Annotated in this window: 14 protein-coding genes and 1 pseudogene; 4 read left to right on the forward strand and 11 right to left on the reverse strand. The window is 73.0% G+C overall.

The features are described 5' to 3' along the window. Positions 1-77: 77 nt before the first annotated feature. A complete protein-coding gene (topA, locus tag QPK52_RS11670) occupies positions 78-2,924 on the reverse strand; it encodes a type I DNA topoisomerase (RefSeq protein WP_410537396.1) in 2,847 nt (948 codons plus the stop codon). 393 nt (positions 2,925-3,317) lie between these two features. Between topA and QPK52_RS11675 the strand changes: the two genes are divergently transcribed. The 3 genes from QPK52_RS11675 to QPK52_RS11685 all read left to right on the forward strand — a co-directional run bounded on the left by QPK52_RS11675 (position 3,318) and on the right by QPK52_RS11685 (position 4,805). Beyond that, positions 3,318-3,800 (forward strand): TM2 domain-containing protein, encoded by a 483-nt coding sequence (locus QPK52_RS11675; protein ID WP_410537397.1) that lies wholly within the window; start codon positions 3,318-3,320, stop codon positions 3,798-3,800. Positions 3,801-3,880: 80 nt separating this feature from the next. Next, positions 3,881-4,321: a DUF2752 domain-containing protein gene (locus QPK52_RS11680; protein ID WP_410537399.1), complete on the forward strand. Its 441-nt coding sequence runs from the start codon at positions 3,881-3,883 to the stop codon at positions 4,319-4,321. A gap of 238 nt (positions 4,322-4,559) precedes the next feature. After that, positions 4,560-4,805, forward strand: coding sequence for a TM2 domain-containing protein (locus QPK52_RS11685; RefSeq protein ID WP_093657501.1), 246 nt, complete (start codon positions 4,560-4,562; stop codon positions 4,803-4,805). Between the two features lie 118 nt (positions 4,806-4,923). On the opposite strand, the gene QPK52_RS11690 is transcribed toward QPK52_RS11685, so the two are convergent. The 6 genes and pseudogenes from QPK52_RS11690 to bldG form a co-directional block, all read right to left on the reverse strand. Further along, positions 4,924-5,121: a hypothetical protein gene (locus QPK52_RS11690; protein ID WP_237881248.1), complete on the reverse strand. Its 198-nt coding sequence runs from the start codon at positions 5,119-5,121 to the stop codon at positions 4,924-4,926. Positions 5,122-5,270: 149 nt separating this feature from the next. After that, positions 5,271-6,845, reverse strand: coding sequence for a methyltransferase (locus tag QPK52_RS11695; protein ID WP_410537401.1), 1,575 nt, complete (start codon positions 6,843-6,845; stop codon positions 5,271-5,273). Positions 6,846-6,940: 95 nt separating this feature from the next. After that, the gene (locus QPK52_RS11700; protein ID WP_410537402.1) at positions 6,941-7,519 is read right to left on the reverse strand and encodes a small secreted protein; all 579 of its coding nucleotides are present in this window, start codon (positions 7,517-7,519) and stop codon (positions 6,941-6,943) included. A gap of 369 nt (positions 7,520-7,888) precedes the next feature. Next, positions 7,889-10,249 (reverse strand): annotated as a pseudogene (locus tag QPK52_RS11705) (sodium-translocating pyrophosphatase); the annotation flags it as partial. Between the two features lie 432 nt (positions 10,250-10,681). Next, on the reverse strand, positions 10,682-11,113 hold the full coding sequence (locus tag QPK52_RS11710; RefSeq protein WP_410537403.1) for an ATP-binding protein: 432 nt from the start codon (positions 11,111-11,113) through the stop codon (positions 10,682-10,684). A 136-nt stretch (positions 11,114-11,249) separates the two neighbouring features. Further along, positions 11,250-11,591: an anti-sigma factor antagonist BldG gene (bldG, locus tag QPK52_RS11715; protein WP_093657489.1), complete on the reverse strand. Its 342-nt coding sequence runs from the start codon at positions 11,589-11,591 to the stop codon at positions 11,250-11,252. A gap of 160 nt (positions 11,592-11,751) precedes the next feature. Between bldG and QPK52_RS11720 the strand changes: the two genes are divergently transcribed. Next, complete coding sequence (locus tag QPK52_RS11720) at positions 11,752-14,217, forward strand: DEAD/DEAH box helicase (protein WP_410540301.1); 2,466 nt, start codon at positions 11,752-11,754, stop codon at positions 14,215-14,217. On the opposite strand, the gene QPK52_RS11725 is transcribed toward QPK52_RS11720, so the two are convergent. The 4 genes from QPK52_RS11725 to QPK52_RS11740 all read right to left on the reverse strand — a co-directional run bounded on the left by QPK52_RS11725 (position 14,141) and on the right by QPK52_RS11740 (position 15,647). Beyond that, positions 14,141-14,521 carry an Rv3654c family TadE-like protein gene (locus tag QPK52_RS11725; RefSeq protein WP_410537404.1) on the reverse strand — a complete coding sequence of 127 codons (381 nt, stop codon included), beginning with the start codon at positions 14,519-14,521 and terminating at the stop codon, positions 14,141-14,143. The two genes, QPK52_RS11720 and QPK52_RS11725, sit on opposite strands and share 77 nt — an antisense overlap. Beyond that, a complete protein-coding gene (locus tag QPK52_RS11730; RefSeq protein ID WP_410537405.1) occupies positions 14,505-14,852 on the reverse strand; it encodes a TadE family type IV pilus minor pilin in 348 nt (115 codons plus the stop codon). Before QPK52_RS11730 ends, QPK52_RS11725 begins: the two co-directional genes overlap by 17 nt. Next, positions 14,839-14,976: a DUF4244 domain-containing protein gene (locus QPK52_RS11735; RefSeq protein WP_241713936.1), complete on the reverse strand. Its 138-nt coding sequence runs from the start codon at positions 14,974-14,976 to the stop codon at positions 14,839-14,841. Before QPK52_RS11735 ends, QPK52_RS11730 begins: the two co-directional genes overlap by 14 nt. 239 nt (positions 14,977-15,215) lie before the next feature. Further along, positions 15,216-15,647, reverse strand: a complete 432-nt coding sequence (locus QPK52_RS11740) for a type II secretion system F family protein (protein WP_410537406.1) — start codon at positions 15,645-15,647, stop codon at positions 15,216-15,218. Positions 15,648-15,681 lie beyond the last annotated feature (34 nt).

Raw genomic sequence — 15,681 nt, forward strand, 5'->3', positions numbered from 1 at the left:
CGGCCGGGGAAGCTGTTACGGACGGACACGTGCGGAAGGTTCCCGCACGCGCCGCCCGTATGCCTACCCCCGCGCGCCTACTCCGCGTCGGCCGGCGCGGTCTTCTTCGCGGCCGTCTTCCTGGTCGCGGCCTTCTTGGTGGTGGTCTTCTTCGCTGCCGTCTTCTTGGCGGCCGTCTTCTTGGCCGCGGTCTTCTTCGCGGCGGCCTTCTTGGCCGTCTTCTTCGCCGGCCCCTTGGCGCGCTTCTCCGCCAGCAGTTCGTACGCGCGCTCCGGCGTGATCGTCTCCACGTCGTCGTCGCGGCGCAGCGTGGCGTTGGTCTCGCCGTCGGTGACGTACGGACCGAAGCGGCCGTCCTTGACCACCACCGGGCGCTCACTGGCCGGGTCGGTGCCCAGCTCCTTCAGCGGCGGCTTGGCCGCGGCCCGGCCGCGCTGCTTGGGCTGGGCGTAGATCGCCAGCGCCTCGTCCAGGGTGATGGTGAAGATCTGCTCCTCGCTCTGGAGCGAGCGGGAGTCGGTGCCCTTCTTCAGGTACGGGCCGTAGCGGCCGTTCTGCGCGGTGATCTCCTGGCCGCTCTCGGGGTCGGTGCCGACCACCCGCGGCAGGGAGAGCAGCTTCAGGGCGTCGTCGAGGGTGACGGTGTCCAGGGACATCGACTTCAGCAGCGAGGCCGTGCGCGGCTTCACCGCGTTCTTGCCGGTCTTCGGCGTGCCCTCGGGCAGCACCTCGGTGACGTACGGCCCGTAGCGGCCGTCCCTGGCCACGATGGGGCGGCCCGTCTCCGGGTCGGTGCCCAGCTCGAACTCGCCGCTGGGCTTGGCCAGCAGCTCCCGGGCGTACTCCACCGTCAGCTCGTCCGGCGGCAGGTCGGCGGGTACGTCGGCGCGGCGGCCGGATTCGCCCTCGGCGGCCGGCGGCTCCTCGACGTAGGGGCCGTAGCGGCCCACCCGCAGCACGATGCCCTCGCCGACGGGGAAGGAGGAGACGCCCCGGGCGTCGATCGCGCCGAGATCGGAGACCAGGTCCTTCAGCCCGCCGAGGTGGTCGCCGTCGCCGTTCCCGGCCGCCGCCGCGGCCGTGCCCTCCGCCCCCGGCTCGTCGGTGCCGAAGTAGAAGCGGCGCAGCCACGGCACGGCCTCGGCCTCGCCGGCGGCGATGCGGTCGAGGTCGTCCTCCATCTTCGCGGTGAAGTCGTAGTCGACCAGGCGGCCGAAGTGCTTCTCCAGCAGGCCGACGACGGCGAAGGAGAGGAAGGAGGGGACGAGCGCGGTGCCCTTCTTGAAGACGTAGCCGCGGTCGAGGATGGTGCTGATGATCGACGCGTACGTCGAGGGGCGCCCGATCTCGCGCTCCTCCAGCTCCTTGACCAGCGTGGCCTCGGTGTAGCGGGCCGGGGGCTTGGTGGCGTGGCCGTCCACCGACATCCCGGTGGCGGCCAGCCGGTCGCCCTCGTCGACGCGCGGCAGGCGGCGCTCGCGGTCGTCGAGGTCGGCGCCGGGGTCGTCGGCGCCCTCGACGTAGGCCTTGAGGAAGCCGTGGAAGGTGATGATCTTGCCGGAGGCGCTGAACTCGGCGTCCCGGCCGTCCGTACCCCGCCCGCCGACCTTGACCGTGACGGACTGGCCGGTGGCGTCCTTCATCTGGGAGGCGACGGTCCGCTTCCAGATCAGCTCGTACAGCCTGAACTGGTCGCCGGTCAGGCCCGTCTCGGCGGGGGTGCGGAAGCGGTCGCCGGAGGGGCGGATCGCCTCGTGGGCCTCCTGCGCGTTCTTGACCTTGCTCGCGTAGGTGCGGGGGCGGTCGGGCAGGTAGTCGGCGCCGTAGAGCTGGGTGACCTGTGCGCGGGCGGCGGCGACGGCGGTGTCGGACAGGGTGGTGGAGTCCGTCCGCATGTAGGTGATGAAGCCGTTCTCGTACAGCTTCTGCGCCACCTGCATGGTCGCCTTCGCGCCGAAGCCGAGCTTGCGGCTGGCCTCCTGCTGGAGGGTGGTGGTGCGGAAGGGCGCGTACGGCGAGCGGCGGTACGGCTTGGACTCCACCGAGCGGACGGTGAAGTCGGCGCCCTCCAGGGCGGCGGCCAGCGCGCGGGCGGCGGTCTCGTCCAGGTGCAGGACGCCCGCCCTGTCGCCGGAGCCGCCCTTGAGCAGCCCGTCGGGACCGAAGTCGCGGCCCTGGGCGACGCGGCGGCCGTCCACGGCGCTCAGCCGGGCGGTGAAGGAGGCGGGGTCGGCGGCGTCGCCGGCCCCGTGGGCACCGCCGGTGGCGAAGGTGCCGGTCAGATCCCAGTACTCGGCGGAGCGGAACGCGATGCGCTCGCGCTCGCGCTCGACGACCAGGCGGGTGGCGACGGACTGCACGCGGCCCGCCGACAGGCGCGGCATGACCTTCTTCCACAGCACCGGGGAGACCTCGTAGCCGTAGAGCCGGTCGAGGATGCGGCGTGTCTCCTGGGCGTCGACCAGGCGCTGGTTCAGCTCGCGGGTGTTGGAGACGGCGGCCCGGATGGCGTCCTTGGTGATCTCGTTGAAGACCATCCGGCGCACCGGGACCTTGGGCCTGAGCACCTCCTGGAGGTGCCAGGCGATGGCCTCGCCCTCGCGGTCCTCATCGGTGGCCAGGAACAGCTCGTCGGACTCCGCCAGGAGCTGCTTGAGCTTTTTGACCTGGTCCTTCTTGTCGCTGTTGACGACGTACAGCGGCTCGAAGTCGTGGTCGACGTCGACGCCGAGCCGGGCCCAGGGCTCGCCCTTGTACTTGGCGGGGACCTCGGCGGCTCCGTTCGGCAGATCGCGGATGTGCCCGACGCTGGCCTCGACCACGTAGCCAGGACCGAGGTAGCCCTTGATCGTCTTGGCCTTGGCCGGCGACTCGACGATCACGAGTCGGCGCCCGCCGTCTGCGGTCTTGCTGGTCGGGGACAACTTCTTCTCGCTCTTCTCCGGTCGGTGGTCCCGCTTCGTCGGGTCGGTCTGCTATCGGCGTGTTTCACGCTTTCGTGCGGCTGCGCTCTCGCTGCGGAGTGTGACGGTACCTCCCGCCCCCGTGTCAAACGGGAAAAGTCCGCAACGCCACTCGAACGGTAACCCGATGAGATAACCATCTCCCCGTGTTCGCCGGATCCGCCGCCCGGACCCCGGCGGCGTACCCGCCGGAGCGCGGAGGCGGGCCGGTGCCCGGAGCTCCGGGCCGTCCGGCGGAGCCTTCACCGCTCGGTTACTCGAACGGTAACCCGACGGCCACCATTCCTGCGCCCCGCACCGGCTGGCAAGATGTGGCCGTCTGTCTGTCCCAGCCACACACCGGGGGAACCTCCCATGTCCGACTCCAGCCAGCAGAACCCTTACGGCCAGCCCCAGCAGCCGCAGAACAACCCCTACGCCCAGCAGCCGGGCCAGCCCGGGCAGCCGGGGCAGCCCGCGTACGGGTACCCCCAGCAGCCCGGCCAGCCCGGACAGCCGGGATACGGGTACCCCCAGCAGCCCGGCCAGCCGGAGTACGGCTACCCGCAGCAGACCCCGCCGCCCGGCCCGGGCGGCTACACCGGCGACCCGAACGCCCCGTACGGCTACGACCCCTACGGCCGCCCGTACTCCGACAAGTCCAAGGTCGTGGCGGGCGTCCTCTCGCTCTTCCTGGGCGGCTTCGGCATCGGACGCTTCTACACCGGCCACACCGGTCTGGCCCTCGGCCAGCTGTTCACCTGCGGCGGCTGCGGCATCTGGTCGCTGATCGACGGGATCATGCTGCTCACCCAGGACAGCCCCACGGACGCGCAGGGCCGCGTGCTGCGGAGCTGAGCGCGATGACCGCGGTGACCGGAAGGACGGAAGCGGGCACGGAAGCGAACACGCAAGCGGGCGCGGAAGGGGCCGAAGGGGTGGACGGGAGCCGGGGCGGCCGGGGCGCCGGAGCGTTCGCCCGGGCCGTGCGCACCCTCCGCACCCACCCCGCCGCGCCGCCGCTGGGCGCGCTCGCCGCCGGGCTGGCCGGGGCGGCGTACCTGTGGGGGACCAATCCGCACCAGGCCGGGCAGTGGCTGCCGCGCTGCCCGTTCAACCTGCTGACCGGGCTGCTGTGCCCGGCGTGCGGCGGCACCCGTATGACGTACGACCTCATGCACGGGGACGTCGTCGCGGCCTTCCACGACAACGCGCTGCTGCTGACCCTCGGTGTCCCGGCCGCCGCGTACTTCGGCGGGCGCTGGCTGGTGGAGGGGCTGCGCGGGCGCCGCTACCGGCCGAAGCTGGGGAGGGTCGGCACGGCGGTGGTGCTGGGGACGGCCGTGGTGTGGGCGGTGGTGCGGAACCTGGTCGGCTGAGCCCGGCCGCCCGCCCGCACCGGGTGCCGGGGCGTCCGGATGCCGGGGCGTCCAGGTGCCGAGGTGCCGGGAGTTTCCGCAGGTCCGTGACGCTTCGTCGGATCACTGTTCGATCACGACTGCGGAGATGCCGCAACCCTTGCCGGGCCCCGGAGGTCTGGGATTCCGCCACGGCACGTCTGGTACATGACATCAGCGACCGCGGCGTGTCCCCATCTGAAGCACGAAGGAGCCACCCATGGCGTTCTCCGGCACCGCGCCCAACGGCCAGCCGTACTCCGACAAGTCCAAGATCACCGCTGGTCTGCTGCAGATCTTCCTGGGTGGCCTGGGCATCGGCCGTTTCTACACCGGCCACACCGGCATGGCGATCGCCCAGCTCCTGACCTGCGGCGGTCTGGGCTTCTGGTCGCTGATCGACGGAATCCTCTTCCTCACCAGCAAGGACCGCACCGACAAGCAGGGCCGCGTCCTGCGCGGCTGACGACCTGCCGGTGACCGGGCGCCGCGAGGGCGCGCGCACCCCGCGGCCCGCGCCTCCCGCCGTCGGGAGGCACGGGCCGCTGCCGCTCTCCAGGGCCCGGGGCCCGGGGCGGAACGGTTCAGAGGCGCGTGAACGCCCAGAGCCCCGCGGCCAGGAAGGCCGCGCCGAACACCGAGGCGAGCACGGCCGCGGTGACCTGCTCGGCCCCCTCTGCCACCGGCTCGCGCAGCCGTACGCGCACCGAGGTCCACAGCAGCAGTCCGGCGCCGAACAGTGTGAAGGCCGCTCCGGCGAAGACGGCGGGTCCGCTTTCCATGCGGAGCACGGTGGCACCCGCGGGGATCGCGGGGGCGAACGCCGGGTGAACGCCGCCCGGACAGCCGGACGAGCACCGGCCAAACGTCCGCCCGTCCGGCCCGTACCGACCGTACCGACGGTCCCGTCCCCGCTCCGCCCCCGCCCCGTCTACGCGTTCCCCGCGGGCAGCAGGAAGCCCTGCTCGACCAGGAGCCGGATGGACTCCGGGGTGCGGTCGCGCAGCCCCACCGGGTCCTCGCCGAGGAGCTGGGCGATGGCGTCGAGGATGCGGCCGGCCGGAAGCGATCCGTCGCACACGCCGGCGAAGCCCGCGCCGACCGTGTCCACCCTCGTCGCGCGCCGCATGCCGCGGTTCTGACGGAGCACCACGTACTCCGGGTCGTCCGCGCCGGGCCTGCCGATCTGCTCCTGGGCGACCTCGTCGGCCAGCACGAAGCGGGTGGCGAGCAGGGCCGCGTCGTCCGCGGCGTGCAGGAAGTCCCGGCGTTCGAAGTGGGCGCGCACCTCCTCCCCGAGCGGCTGCTCCACCGGGTGCGGCCACTCCTCGACGGTGACCGACGGGTGCCGCGCGCCCGACTTGCGCAGGGTGATCCAGCCGAAGCCGACGCCGGTGGTGCCGCCGGCCTCGAACTCCTCCAGCCAGGCGTCGTAGTGCGCGGCGTAAGCGGCCGGGTCGCCCAGGTGCTCGCCGGCGTCGCGCAGCCACAGCTCGGCGTACTGGGCGACGTCCTGCACCTCGCGCTGCACGATCCAGGCGTCGCAGCCCTCCGGCACCCAGGAGGCCAGCCGCTCGCTCCAGTCCCGGCCCTCGATGTGCCGCCAGTTGGCGAGGAGTTGGCAGTAGCCGCCGTCGGCGAGGTGGGCGGCGGAGCGCTCGACGAGGGTGCGGCACAGGTCGTCGCCGCCCATGCCGCCGTCGCGGTAGGTCAGGCGGGTGCCGTCCGCGGCACGGGGGGAGATGACGAAGGGCGGGTTGGAGACGATCAGGTCGTAGGGCGCCTCGCCCTCGACCGGTTCGAAGAGGGAGCCCTCGCGCAGATCGGCCCCGGGCGCGCCGGAGAGGGCGAGGGTGAGGCGGGCCAGGCGCAGGGCGCGGGGGTTGAGATCGGTGGCGGTGACGGATTCGGCGTGCCGGGCGGCGTGCAGGGCCTGGACGCCCGAGCCGGTGCCCAGGTCCAGGGCGCGGGCCACGGGGGTTCGCACGGTGATGCCCGCCAGGGTCGTCGAGGCGCCGCCGACGCCGAGGACGAGCTGCGAGCGGTCGGCCGCGCCCGTACCGGCGCCCTCGGCCGTACGGATGCCGCCGGCGCCGCCGACCGCGCAGCCGAGATCGGAGACGATCCACCAGTTCAGCCCCTCCGGACCGGCGTACGGGCGGACGTCCACGGTGGCGGAGACGGCGTCGCCGCTTCCGCCCGCGTCCGTATCGGCCGCGGTGCGGCGGCGCAGCCAGCCGTCGGTGAGCGCGTCGTCGGCCGGGAGCGCCGAGCGGGCCCGCTCGTAGGGCACCGGTCGCTGGAGCAGGAACAGCCTCACCAGCGTCTCCAGCCGTCCGCCGCCGCGCGTGGCGCGCAGCGCGGGGACGGTCTCGTTGCGGGCGAGGGCCGCGTAGGCGGGGGCGCCGAGCAGTTCCAGCAGTCCGTCGGGGGTGAAGCCGGCGGCGAGGAAGGCGTCGCGCAGTCGGGGGAGGGCGGGTCCGGGGGTGGGGAGGCGGTCACTCACCTCCCCATTGTCACGCGGCGCGCCCCGGCGTACGCAGCCCCCCGCGCGCTCCCTGCTCCCGGGCTGCCCCGGCCTCCGGCCTCCCCGGCTCCTCGCTACGCCGCCGAGGCGGACGGCGCGGGCGACGGCTTGCGGCAGCCTTCCTGGCCCGCTATCGCCTTCTGCAGGTCGCCCTGCCGGAACTCGCCCAGCGCCTTCTCCACTTCGCCGAACTGCTTGGGGAGCTTCTCCATCTCCCCGGCGATGTCCTGCAGCCCGTCGGCGAACTCCGACCGGTCCTTCTCGTCCAGGGCCTCGGCCCGCTCACGGAGGTCCGCGTACGTGGCCGACAGCTCATCGAGCCGGCCGATCGCGTTCTTCTGGATCCGGGGACCGTCCTCCAGCGGCGGGACACCCGCCTTGCGCACGGCGGCGGACAGGGCCTTGTAGGCGGTGGAGAGGTCACCGAAGGCTTCCACGTCGGTCTTCTTGACCTCCTCGGGGGACTTGTCCCCCTCGGTGATCCGCGCGAGTGCCTGGTTGGCGCCGTCGATGGTCTTGTTCTGCTTCTGCAGCGAGCCGCAGTACTCCTGCGCCCATCGCTCGGCCTTCTCGTTGCCCTCGTCGCCGCACCCGCTCAGGGCGAGCACGAGCACCGCGGTGCCGGACAGCGCGGCAGCAAGCTTCTTGTTCACTCCGGATCGATCCCTTCGTGGGTGTTCGGCCCGGAACATACACGCAGGAGGTTCACCGGCCGTGGACCGGTAGGGTGAATAGATCGTATTTAGGTGCTTGGATCCATATTTGCGTTGAGCACATCTCACATGCCCCTCCCCGGCGCATGGCGGTGGGCGGTGCCTCGGTGCACCGCCCACCGCCATGCGCCGGGGCTGCCCTACGGGGTCCCGCCCGCCCCGCTACGGCGCCGCCACCGGAGTTCCCGGGTCCGAGGGGCCTGACGGGTCCGACGAGCCCGACGGGCCTGACGGGCCTGACGGGCCTGACGGGCCCGGCCTGTGCGAGGAGCCGGAGGAGCCCGGCGCCCCGGAGGTGCGCCCGGCGGCGCCGCCGGTTCCCTTCTCGTCGCCATCCCCGCCGACCGCGATGCCGCGCCGCTTGGAGGCGTAGACCGCGCCGACGATGATCGCGATGGCGAGGACCGCGATGGCGGCCCGCGCGCCGGCATTGGCGTCGTCGCCGTGGCCAAGCTGCACCACGGCGGGCGCGATCAGCAGCGCCACCAGGTTCATCACCTTCAGCAGCGGGTTGATCGCGGGGCCCGCGGTGTCCTTGAACGGGTCGCCGACCGTGTCGCCGATGACCGTCGCGGCGTGCGCGTCGCTGCCCTTGCCGCCGTGGTGGCCGTCCTCGACCAGCTTCTTGGCGTTGTCCCAGGCCCCGCCGGAGTTGGCGAGGAAGACCGCCATCAGCGTGCCCGCGCCGATGGCGCCGGCGAGGAAGGAGCCGAGCGCGCCGACGCCGAGCGTGAAGCCGACGGCTATGGGCGCCATGACGGCCAGCAGGCCCGGGGTGGCCAGCTCGCGCAGCGCGTCCTTGGTGCAGATGTCCACCACCCGGCCGTACTCGGGCTTCTCGCTGTAGTCCATGATCCCGGGCCGCTCGCGGAACTGGCGCCGCACCTCGAAGACCACCGAACCCGCCGACCGGGAGACGGCGTTGATCGCCAGCCCGGAGAAGAGGAAGACGACGGCGGCGCCGAGGATCAGGCCCACCAGGTTGTTCGGCTGCGAGATGTCCAGACTCAGGCCCAGCTCCCCGGCCCTGGCGCCCACGTCCGACACGGCGCCGGCGATCGCGTCGCGGTAGGCGCCGAAGAGGGCGGCGGCGGCCAGCACCGCAGTTGCGATGGCGATGCCCTTGGTGATGGCCTTGGTGGTGTTGCCCACCGCGTCGAGGTCGGTGAGCACCTGGGCGCCCGCGCCCTCGACGTCGCCGGACATCTCGGCGATGCCCTGGGCGTTGTCGGAGACCGGGCCGAAGGTGTCCATGGCGACGATGACGCCGACGGTGGTGAGCAGGCCGGTGCCCGCCAGGGCGACGGCGAAGAGCGCCAGCATGATGGAGGCGCCGCCCAGCAGGAAGGCGCCGTAGACGCTGAGCGCGATCAGCAGCGCCGTGTAGACCGCGGACTCCAGACCGATGGAGATGCCGGAGAGGACCACGGTGGCGGGGCCGGTCAGCGAGGTCCTGCCGATGTCGCGCACGGGCCTGCGGCCCGGTTCGGTGAAGTAGCCGGTGAGCTGCTGGATCAGCGCGGCGAGCACGATGCCGATGGCGACCGCGACCAGCGCGAAGACGCGCGGGTCGCCGTCGTGGCCGGCGATGGCGGTGTCGGTGACGCCCTCCAGCTCGCCGAAGCTGCCCGGCAGGTAGGTGAACGCCGCGACGGCCACCAGGACCAGGGAGATCGCCGCGGAGATGAAGAAGCCGCGGTTGATGGCGGTCATGCCGCTGCGGTCGGCGCGGCGCGGCGCGACCGCGAAGACGCCGATCATGGCGGTCAGAACGCCGATCGCCGGGACGAGCAGGGGGAAGGCCAGCCCCGAGTCGCCGAAGGCGACCGTGCCCAGGATGAGCGCGGCCACCAGGGTGACGGCGTAGGACTCGAAGAGGTCGGCGGCCATGCCCGCGCAGTCGCCGACGTTGTCGCCGACGTTGTCCGCGATGGTGGCGGCGTTGCGCGGGTCGTCCTCGGGGATGCCCTTCTCGACCTTGCCGACGAGGTCCGCGCCCACGTCGGCGGCCTTGGTGAAGATGCCGCCGCCCACTCGCATGAACATCGCGATCAGGGCGGCCCCCAGGCCGAAGCCCTCCAGCACCTTGGGCGCGTCGGCGGCGTAGACGAGCACCACGACTGCGGCGCCGAGCAGGCCGAGGCCGACGGTGAACATGCCGACGACCCCGCCCGTACGGAAGGCGATCTTCATCGCCCGGTGGGAGACCTCGGTCAGGTCCTTCGCGGGTTCTCCCTCACCGGGAGTCGCCTCCCGGGCGGCGGCCGCGACCCGTACGTTGCTGCGTACGGCCAGCCACATGCCGATATAGCCGGTGGCCGCCGAGAAAGCCGCACCGACCAGGAAGAACGCCGAGCGTCCGATTCGCTGACCCATACCGTCGGCCGGGAGCAACATCAACAGGAAGAAGACCACGACGGCGAATATGCCGAGGGTGCGCAACTGCCGTGCGAGGTAGGCGTTCGCGCCTTCCTGCACGGCGGCCGCGATCTTCTTCATGCCGTCGGTTCCCTCGCCGGCGGCGAGCACTTGACGTACCAGCACCACGGCGACCGCCAGGGCTGCCGCGGCGACGAGCGCGATCACCAGCACCAGGCCGCGATTGCCGCTGGTGAGCACGGCTTCGGCCAGTTGTAGCCGGTTCTGGGAAGGGGTGTGGTGCCCCGCCATTCGTCCTCCTTGACGTTTGGCACATGGGCGCGCGCAAGCACGCTCAGGCGTCCTGCTGCAAAGATGTGGACGGATTGTAGGGAGCTGCTTCGGCTCACAACAGAGTGCGGTATTTCTCGTCGATCCGCACCCGCAAAGATCGAATAGCGGGCACCAAAAATAATTCCCCTGAACGGCCGATATATTCCTGTTCAGCGGCGCGAAAGAAAGGATCTCGGAATACCTGGAGAGATCCCGGCCGGGCGCGGAGGCGGGTGATGCGCAGGCCGGCCGCGGCGCGAGGCCGGAGCCGGGACCGGGACCGGGCAGGGTGGGGACAGGACGGGCCGGCGGTGCCGGACATGAGTGAGGCGCCCCGGGAGGGGCGCCTGGGCCGGCTCGGAAGGAGCCGCGGGAGCGGGCCTGCCGCGCGGGCGGGCCCGCGCGGGATGGTCAGGCGAGCGGCTCGGCGTTGGTCGGCCAGCTCATCCGGATGAGGCCGCCGCGCTCGTCGGCGGTCACCTCGACATCGTCCACCAGCCCGCTGATCACCGCGAGCCCCATGTCGACCTCGTCGTCGGCCTCGGCTCCGTCCCCGCTTCCGGGAGAGCCGTGGGCCGCGCCCTGCGGTCCCTGGGGGGCATCGTCGCCCACCTCGATGCGGAACGCCTTCTCGTCCTCGGTCAGTGCCACCCGGACGGGTGTGTCGAGACCGTGGCCGATGTGGAGACCGACCGCTCTGCTGCACGCCTCACCCACCGCGAGCCGTACCTCGTCCAGTACGGCGTCGTCGACACCTGCCCGGCGCGCGACGGCGGCCGCCACCAGGCGCGCCGTCCTCACATGCTCGGGCAGCGCGCTGAAGCGCAGTTCGACGGTGGCCATGCCATCCCCCTCGGTAATGCCTGTGCCTGTGGTCACCCGGTGACCTGATGCCTGACGGCCGCCCAGGGGCGCCGGACCGGTCCGGTGCCGGTCCGGCGCCCCTGGGCGCCTTGTACGGGCTCGTTCGGCTCGGCTCTCAGTCGGTGGCCGCCACGGCCTCGTCGACCGAGGTGTGGATGGGGAACACCTTGGTCAGGCCGGTGATACGGAAGATCTTGAGAATGCGCTCCTGGTTGCAGACCAGGCGCAGCGAGCCCTCATGGGCGCGCACGCGCTTGAGTCCGCCGACGAGCACACCGAGGCCGGTGGAGTCGAGGAAGTCAACGCCCTCCATGTCCACGACCAGGTGGTAGCTGCCGTCGTTCACCAGCTCGACCAGCTGCTCACGCAGCTTGGGCGCGGTGTATACATCGATCTCGCCACCCACCGAGACGATCGTGCGATCGCCGACGGTACGGGTCGACAGGGACAGGTCCACAGATCCTCCAGCACCTTGCTATCGAGCGGTCCGCCCCCTTGGCACCTCCCCACCGGAGGTGGGGACGGGCCATCCCCACCGGACGTGGGGAGGTGTCTCCCCGCCGAAGGTAGAGGACGGATCGGCAGCCGCAGAAGCATTCAATCACTTACCCGGGGGCCTGCACGACGCCTTGCGACCATTGTCCGTCGCGCCGGTGACACACTCGATCCCGATGGCCACCAACCACCGCGCGACGTCTGCAGGCGCACGTCCCTCGCCTCCGTCTCCCCGAACGGTCCTCGAAAGCCTTGCCGCGGGGGCGGACCGGGCCGTGCGCATCACCCATGTGGAGCACCTGCCCCCACGGAACGGTCGTCATGCGGACTGGCCTGGTCAGATTCGGCCGGAAGTGGTCGACGCGATCCGCGCAGCCGGCATCGACCGTCCGTGGGAGCACCAGGCCCGTGCCGCCGAGCACGCGCTGCGGGGGGAATCGGTGGTGGTCGCCACCGGCACGGCGTCGGGCAAGTCCCTGGCCTACCTGGCCCCGGTGCTCAGTGTGCTGCTGGAGGGCGCGCAGGCCCTGAACGGGCGCGGCGCCACCACCCTCTACCTCGCCCCGACCAAGGCGCTGGCCGCCGACCAGCGGCGGGCCGTGAGCGAACTGGCCGCCCCGCTGGGCAGTGCCGTCCGTCCGGCGGTCTACGACGGCGACACCCCCGTCGAGGAGCGCGAGTGGGTGCGGCAGTACGCCAACCACGTGCTCACCAACCCCGACATGCTGCACCGCGGGATACTCCCCGCCCACCCCCGCTGGTCCTCCTTCCTGCGCGCTCTGCGCTACGTGGTCGTCGACGAATGCCACACCTACCGCGGCGTGTTCGGCTCCCACGTCGCCCAGGTGCTGCGCCGGCTGCGGCGCGTGTGCGCCCGTTACGGCTCCGAGCCGGTCTTCCTGCTGGCCTCCGCCACCGCCGCCGAGCCGGGCGAGGCCGCCACCCGCCTCACCGGCCTGCCCGTCACCGAGATCACCCGGGACTCCTCCCCGCGAGGCGAGGTGGTCTTCGCCCTCTGGGAGCCCCCGCTGACGGAGATGCACGGCGAACGCGGCGCCCCGGTACGGCGGACCGCCACCGCCGAGGCCGCCGACCTCCTCACCGACCTCGCCGTCCAGGGCGTGCGGACCGTCGCCTTCGTGCGCTCCCGGCGCGGCGCCGAGCTGATCTCGGTGATCGCCCGGGAGCGGTTGTCCGAGGTGGACCGCTCCCTGGCCGGGCGGATCGCCGCCTACCGGGGCGGCTACCTGCCGGAGGAGCGTCGCGCCCTGGAGCGGTCCCTGCACTCCGGCGAGCTCCTCGGGCTGGCCGCCACCACCGCCCTCGAACTCGGCATCGACGTGTCCGGTCTCGACGCCGTGATCCTGGCCGGCTACCCCGGCACCCGCGCCTCCCTGTGGCAGCAGGCCGGGCGCGCCGGACGGGCGGGCCAGGGCGCCCTGGCCGTCCTCGTCGCCCGGGACGACCCGCTGGACACCTACCTCGTCCACCACCCCGACGCGATCTTCCGCCGCCCCGTGGAGTCCACCGTCCTGGATCCGGACAATCCCTACGTCCTCACCCCCCATCTGTGCGCCGCGGCGGCGGAGGCACCCCTCACCGAGGCGGACTTCGAGCTGTTCGGGCCGGCCGTGCCCGGGCTGATGCCGCTTCTGGAGCGGCGCGGACTGCTGCGACGACGGGGGACGGGCTGGTACTGGACCCGCCGCGAGCGGGCCACCGACCTCACCGACATCCGCGGCCAGGGCGGCCGGCCCGTCCAGGTGGTGGAGGACGGCACCGGGCGGCTGCTGGGCACGGTCGACGCCGCGGCGGCCCACACCACCGTCCACGACGGCGCGGTCCACCTCCACCAGGGCCGCACCTACGTGGTCCGCCGCCTCGACCTGGAGGACTCGGTCGCCCTGGTGGAGGAGACGAGCCCGCCCTGGACGACGATGGCCAGGGACACCACCTCGGTCTCCGTGCTGGAGACCGACACCGAGATCCCCTGGGGCGAGGCGCGGCTGTGCTTCGGTTCGGTCGAGGTCACCAACCAGGTCGTCTCCTATCTGCGCCGCAGGCTCGTCACCGGCGAGGTGCTCGGCGAGTCCAGACTGGACCTGCCGCCGCGCACCCTGCGCACCCGCGCGGTGTGGTGGACGGTCACCGAGGACCAGCTCGACGCCGCCCGGATCGGCCCCGAAGTGCTGCCCGGCGCCCTGCACGCCGCCGAGCACGCCTCCATCGGCATGCTGCCGCTCTTCGCCACCTGCGACCGCTGGGACATCGGCGGCGTCTCGGTGCCGCTGCATCCCGACACCCTGCTGCCGACGGTCTTCGTCTACGACGGGCACCCCGGCGGCGCCGGCTTCGCCGAACGCGCCTTCCACACCGCCCGCGACTGGCTGACCGCGACCCGCCGGGCCATCGCCGCGTGCGAGTGCGACAGCGGCTGCCCGTCGTGCATCCAGTCGCCCAAGTGCGGCAACGGCAACGACCCCCTGCACAAGCGCGGTGCGGTACGGCTCCTCACGGAGCTGCTGCGGCAGGCCCCGCCCGAGCCCTCACCCCGGCGGAGTACGGACCCGCCCGCACCCGCACCGTGAGGTCCGCGATCTCCTCACGCACCCGGCAGCGCACCACCCTCGCCCGCTGTGCGGCGGCCACCCGCCGCGCGGCGGCGCATGCCTCCTCAGCGCCCCGAAGGGCGTGATCGGCCGCCGCGAGCGCTGCCGCGTCCGCCGCCGCGCCGGCGCGGTGGCGTGTGACGACGGCCTGCCCCAGCGCCAGTACGCCCGCCGCCACCGTGCACAGCACCAGTCCGCACAGCGCGGCCCACACCGTGGCCGAGCCCCGTTCCGCGGGGCGGACGCCACCGCGGGGTGGCAGGCGATCACCCCGGTTCCGCATACGCCACCGCCTCGGCCTCCAGTTCCACGCCCAGCGGGCCGGGGCCGGCCGCCCTCGCCGAGACCCGTACCCGTACCAGCTCGCCCTCCCGGGACGTCTCCAGCCCCGCTCCCCGCGGCGCGACCTGCCGCACGGCCCGGCTGATCCTCTCGGGCGGCTCGCCCCTCGCCGCCGCCCGCGCCCCCGCGCCCGCCGCGTCCACACAGCGGATCTGTGCGACCACCGCCGCCCCGCCCCACAGCAGCAGCCCGAGCAGTGCGACCAGGGAGGGCACCACCACAGCGGTCTCCGCGGTGACATAGCCCCGCTCCCGCCCTTCAGAAGCCCGCATCGAGCGCCCGCTCGATCAGTTGCCGCATCGCCGTGGAGACCGGGCCACTGGTGACGATCTTGTAGAGCACCGCCGCGAAACCCGCGGCGGCGATCGTGCCCACCGCGTACTCCGCGGTGCTCATCCCGGCCTGTGCGTCCCGGCCCCGGGCTCCGCGCGCCATCCGGCCGGTCCACACCGCCATCCGCCCCTGCCCGCCCCGCCCCGCCCACGCACCGTTCGCCCCTGCACCGTTCGCCCCTGCACCGCTCGTCCTCCCGTCACTCGTCCCCGCATGGTCTGTCCCTCCATCTCGCCGTCCCTCCGTCTCGCCGTCCGTCCTGTCACCCGCGCCCGTTCCGGATGCGGCCCGTACCGCGCGGTTCACAGCAGCGACCGCGCCAGACCGATGACCACCGGGACCACACCCGCCAGCAGGAAAGCGGGCAGGAAGCACAGACCCAGCGGCCCGGTGACCAGAACCGCGGCCCTCCGTGCCCGCTCCGTGGCCGCCCGCGCCCTCTGTGCCCGGCACTCGGCGGCCAGGCGGCCCACAGGTTCCACCGCGGGCACACCGGCCGTCCCCGCCCGTTCCAGGCACCGGGCCAGCCCAGCCGCCCCCGGCAGCTCACCCAGCCGAGCCCAGACGGCCACCGGGTCGCCGCCGAGCCGCAGTTCGGCCGAGGCCCGCACCAGTCCCGCGCCGAGGGGACCGCCCACCGAGCCGCCCACCGCACCGGCCGCCTCCCCGGGCGCCGACCCGGCCGCCAGGCAGGCGGCCAGCAGTTCCGCGGTGATCGGCAGCTGTCCGGTCACCGACGCACCGACCTCCAAGGGCCCCGATTCATTC

This window comes from Streptomyces sp. KL2, from assembly GCF_046529545.1.
Lineage (GTDB): Bacteria > Actinomycetota > Actinomycetes > Streptomycetales > Streptomycetaceae > Streptomyces > Streptomyces radiopugnans.

Excerpts from the sequence above, each read along its gene's own strand:
- QPK52_RS11690 (WP_237881248.1), bottom strand. The coding sequence starts at position 5,121 with ATGGAAAGCGGACCCGCCGTCTTCGCCGGAGCGGCCTTCACACTGTTC.
- QPK52_RS11675 (WP_410537397.1), top strand. The coding sequence starts at position 3,318 with ATGTCCGACTCCAGCCAGCAGAACCCTTACGGCCAGCCCCAGCAGCCG.
- QPK52_RS11735 (WP_241713936.1), bottom strand. The coding sequence starts at position 14,976 with ATGAGCACCGCGGAGTACGCGGTGGGCACGATCGCCGCCGCGGGTTTC.
- QPK52_RS11730 (WP_410537405.1), bottom strand. The coding sequence starts at position 14,852 with ATGCGGGCTTCTGAAGGGCGGGAGCGGGGCTATGTCACCGCGGAGACC.
- QPK52_RS11685 (WP_093657501.1), top strand. The coding sequence starts at position 4,560 with ATGGCGTTCTCCGGCACCGCGCCCAACGGCCAGCCGTACTCCGACAAG.
- QPK52_RS11725 (WP_410537404.1), bottom strand. The coding sequence starts at position 14,521 with ATGCGGAACCGGGGTGATCGCCTGCCACCCCGCGGTGGCGTCCGCCCC.
- QPK52_RS11710 (WP_410537403.1), bottom strand. The coding sequence starts at position 11,113 with ATGGCCACCGTCGAACTGCGCTTCAGCGCGCTGCCCGAGCATGTGAGG.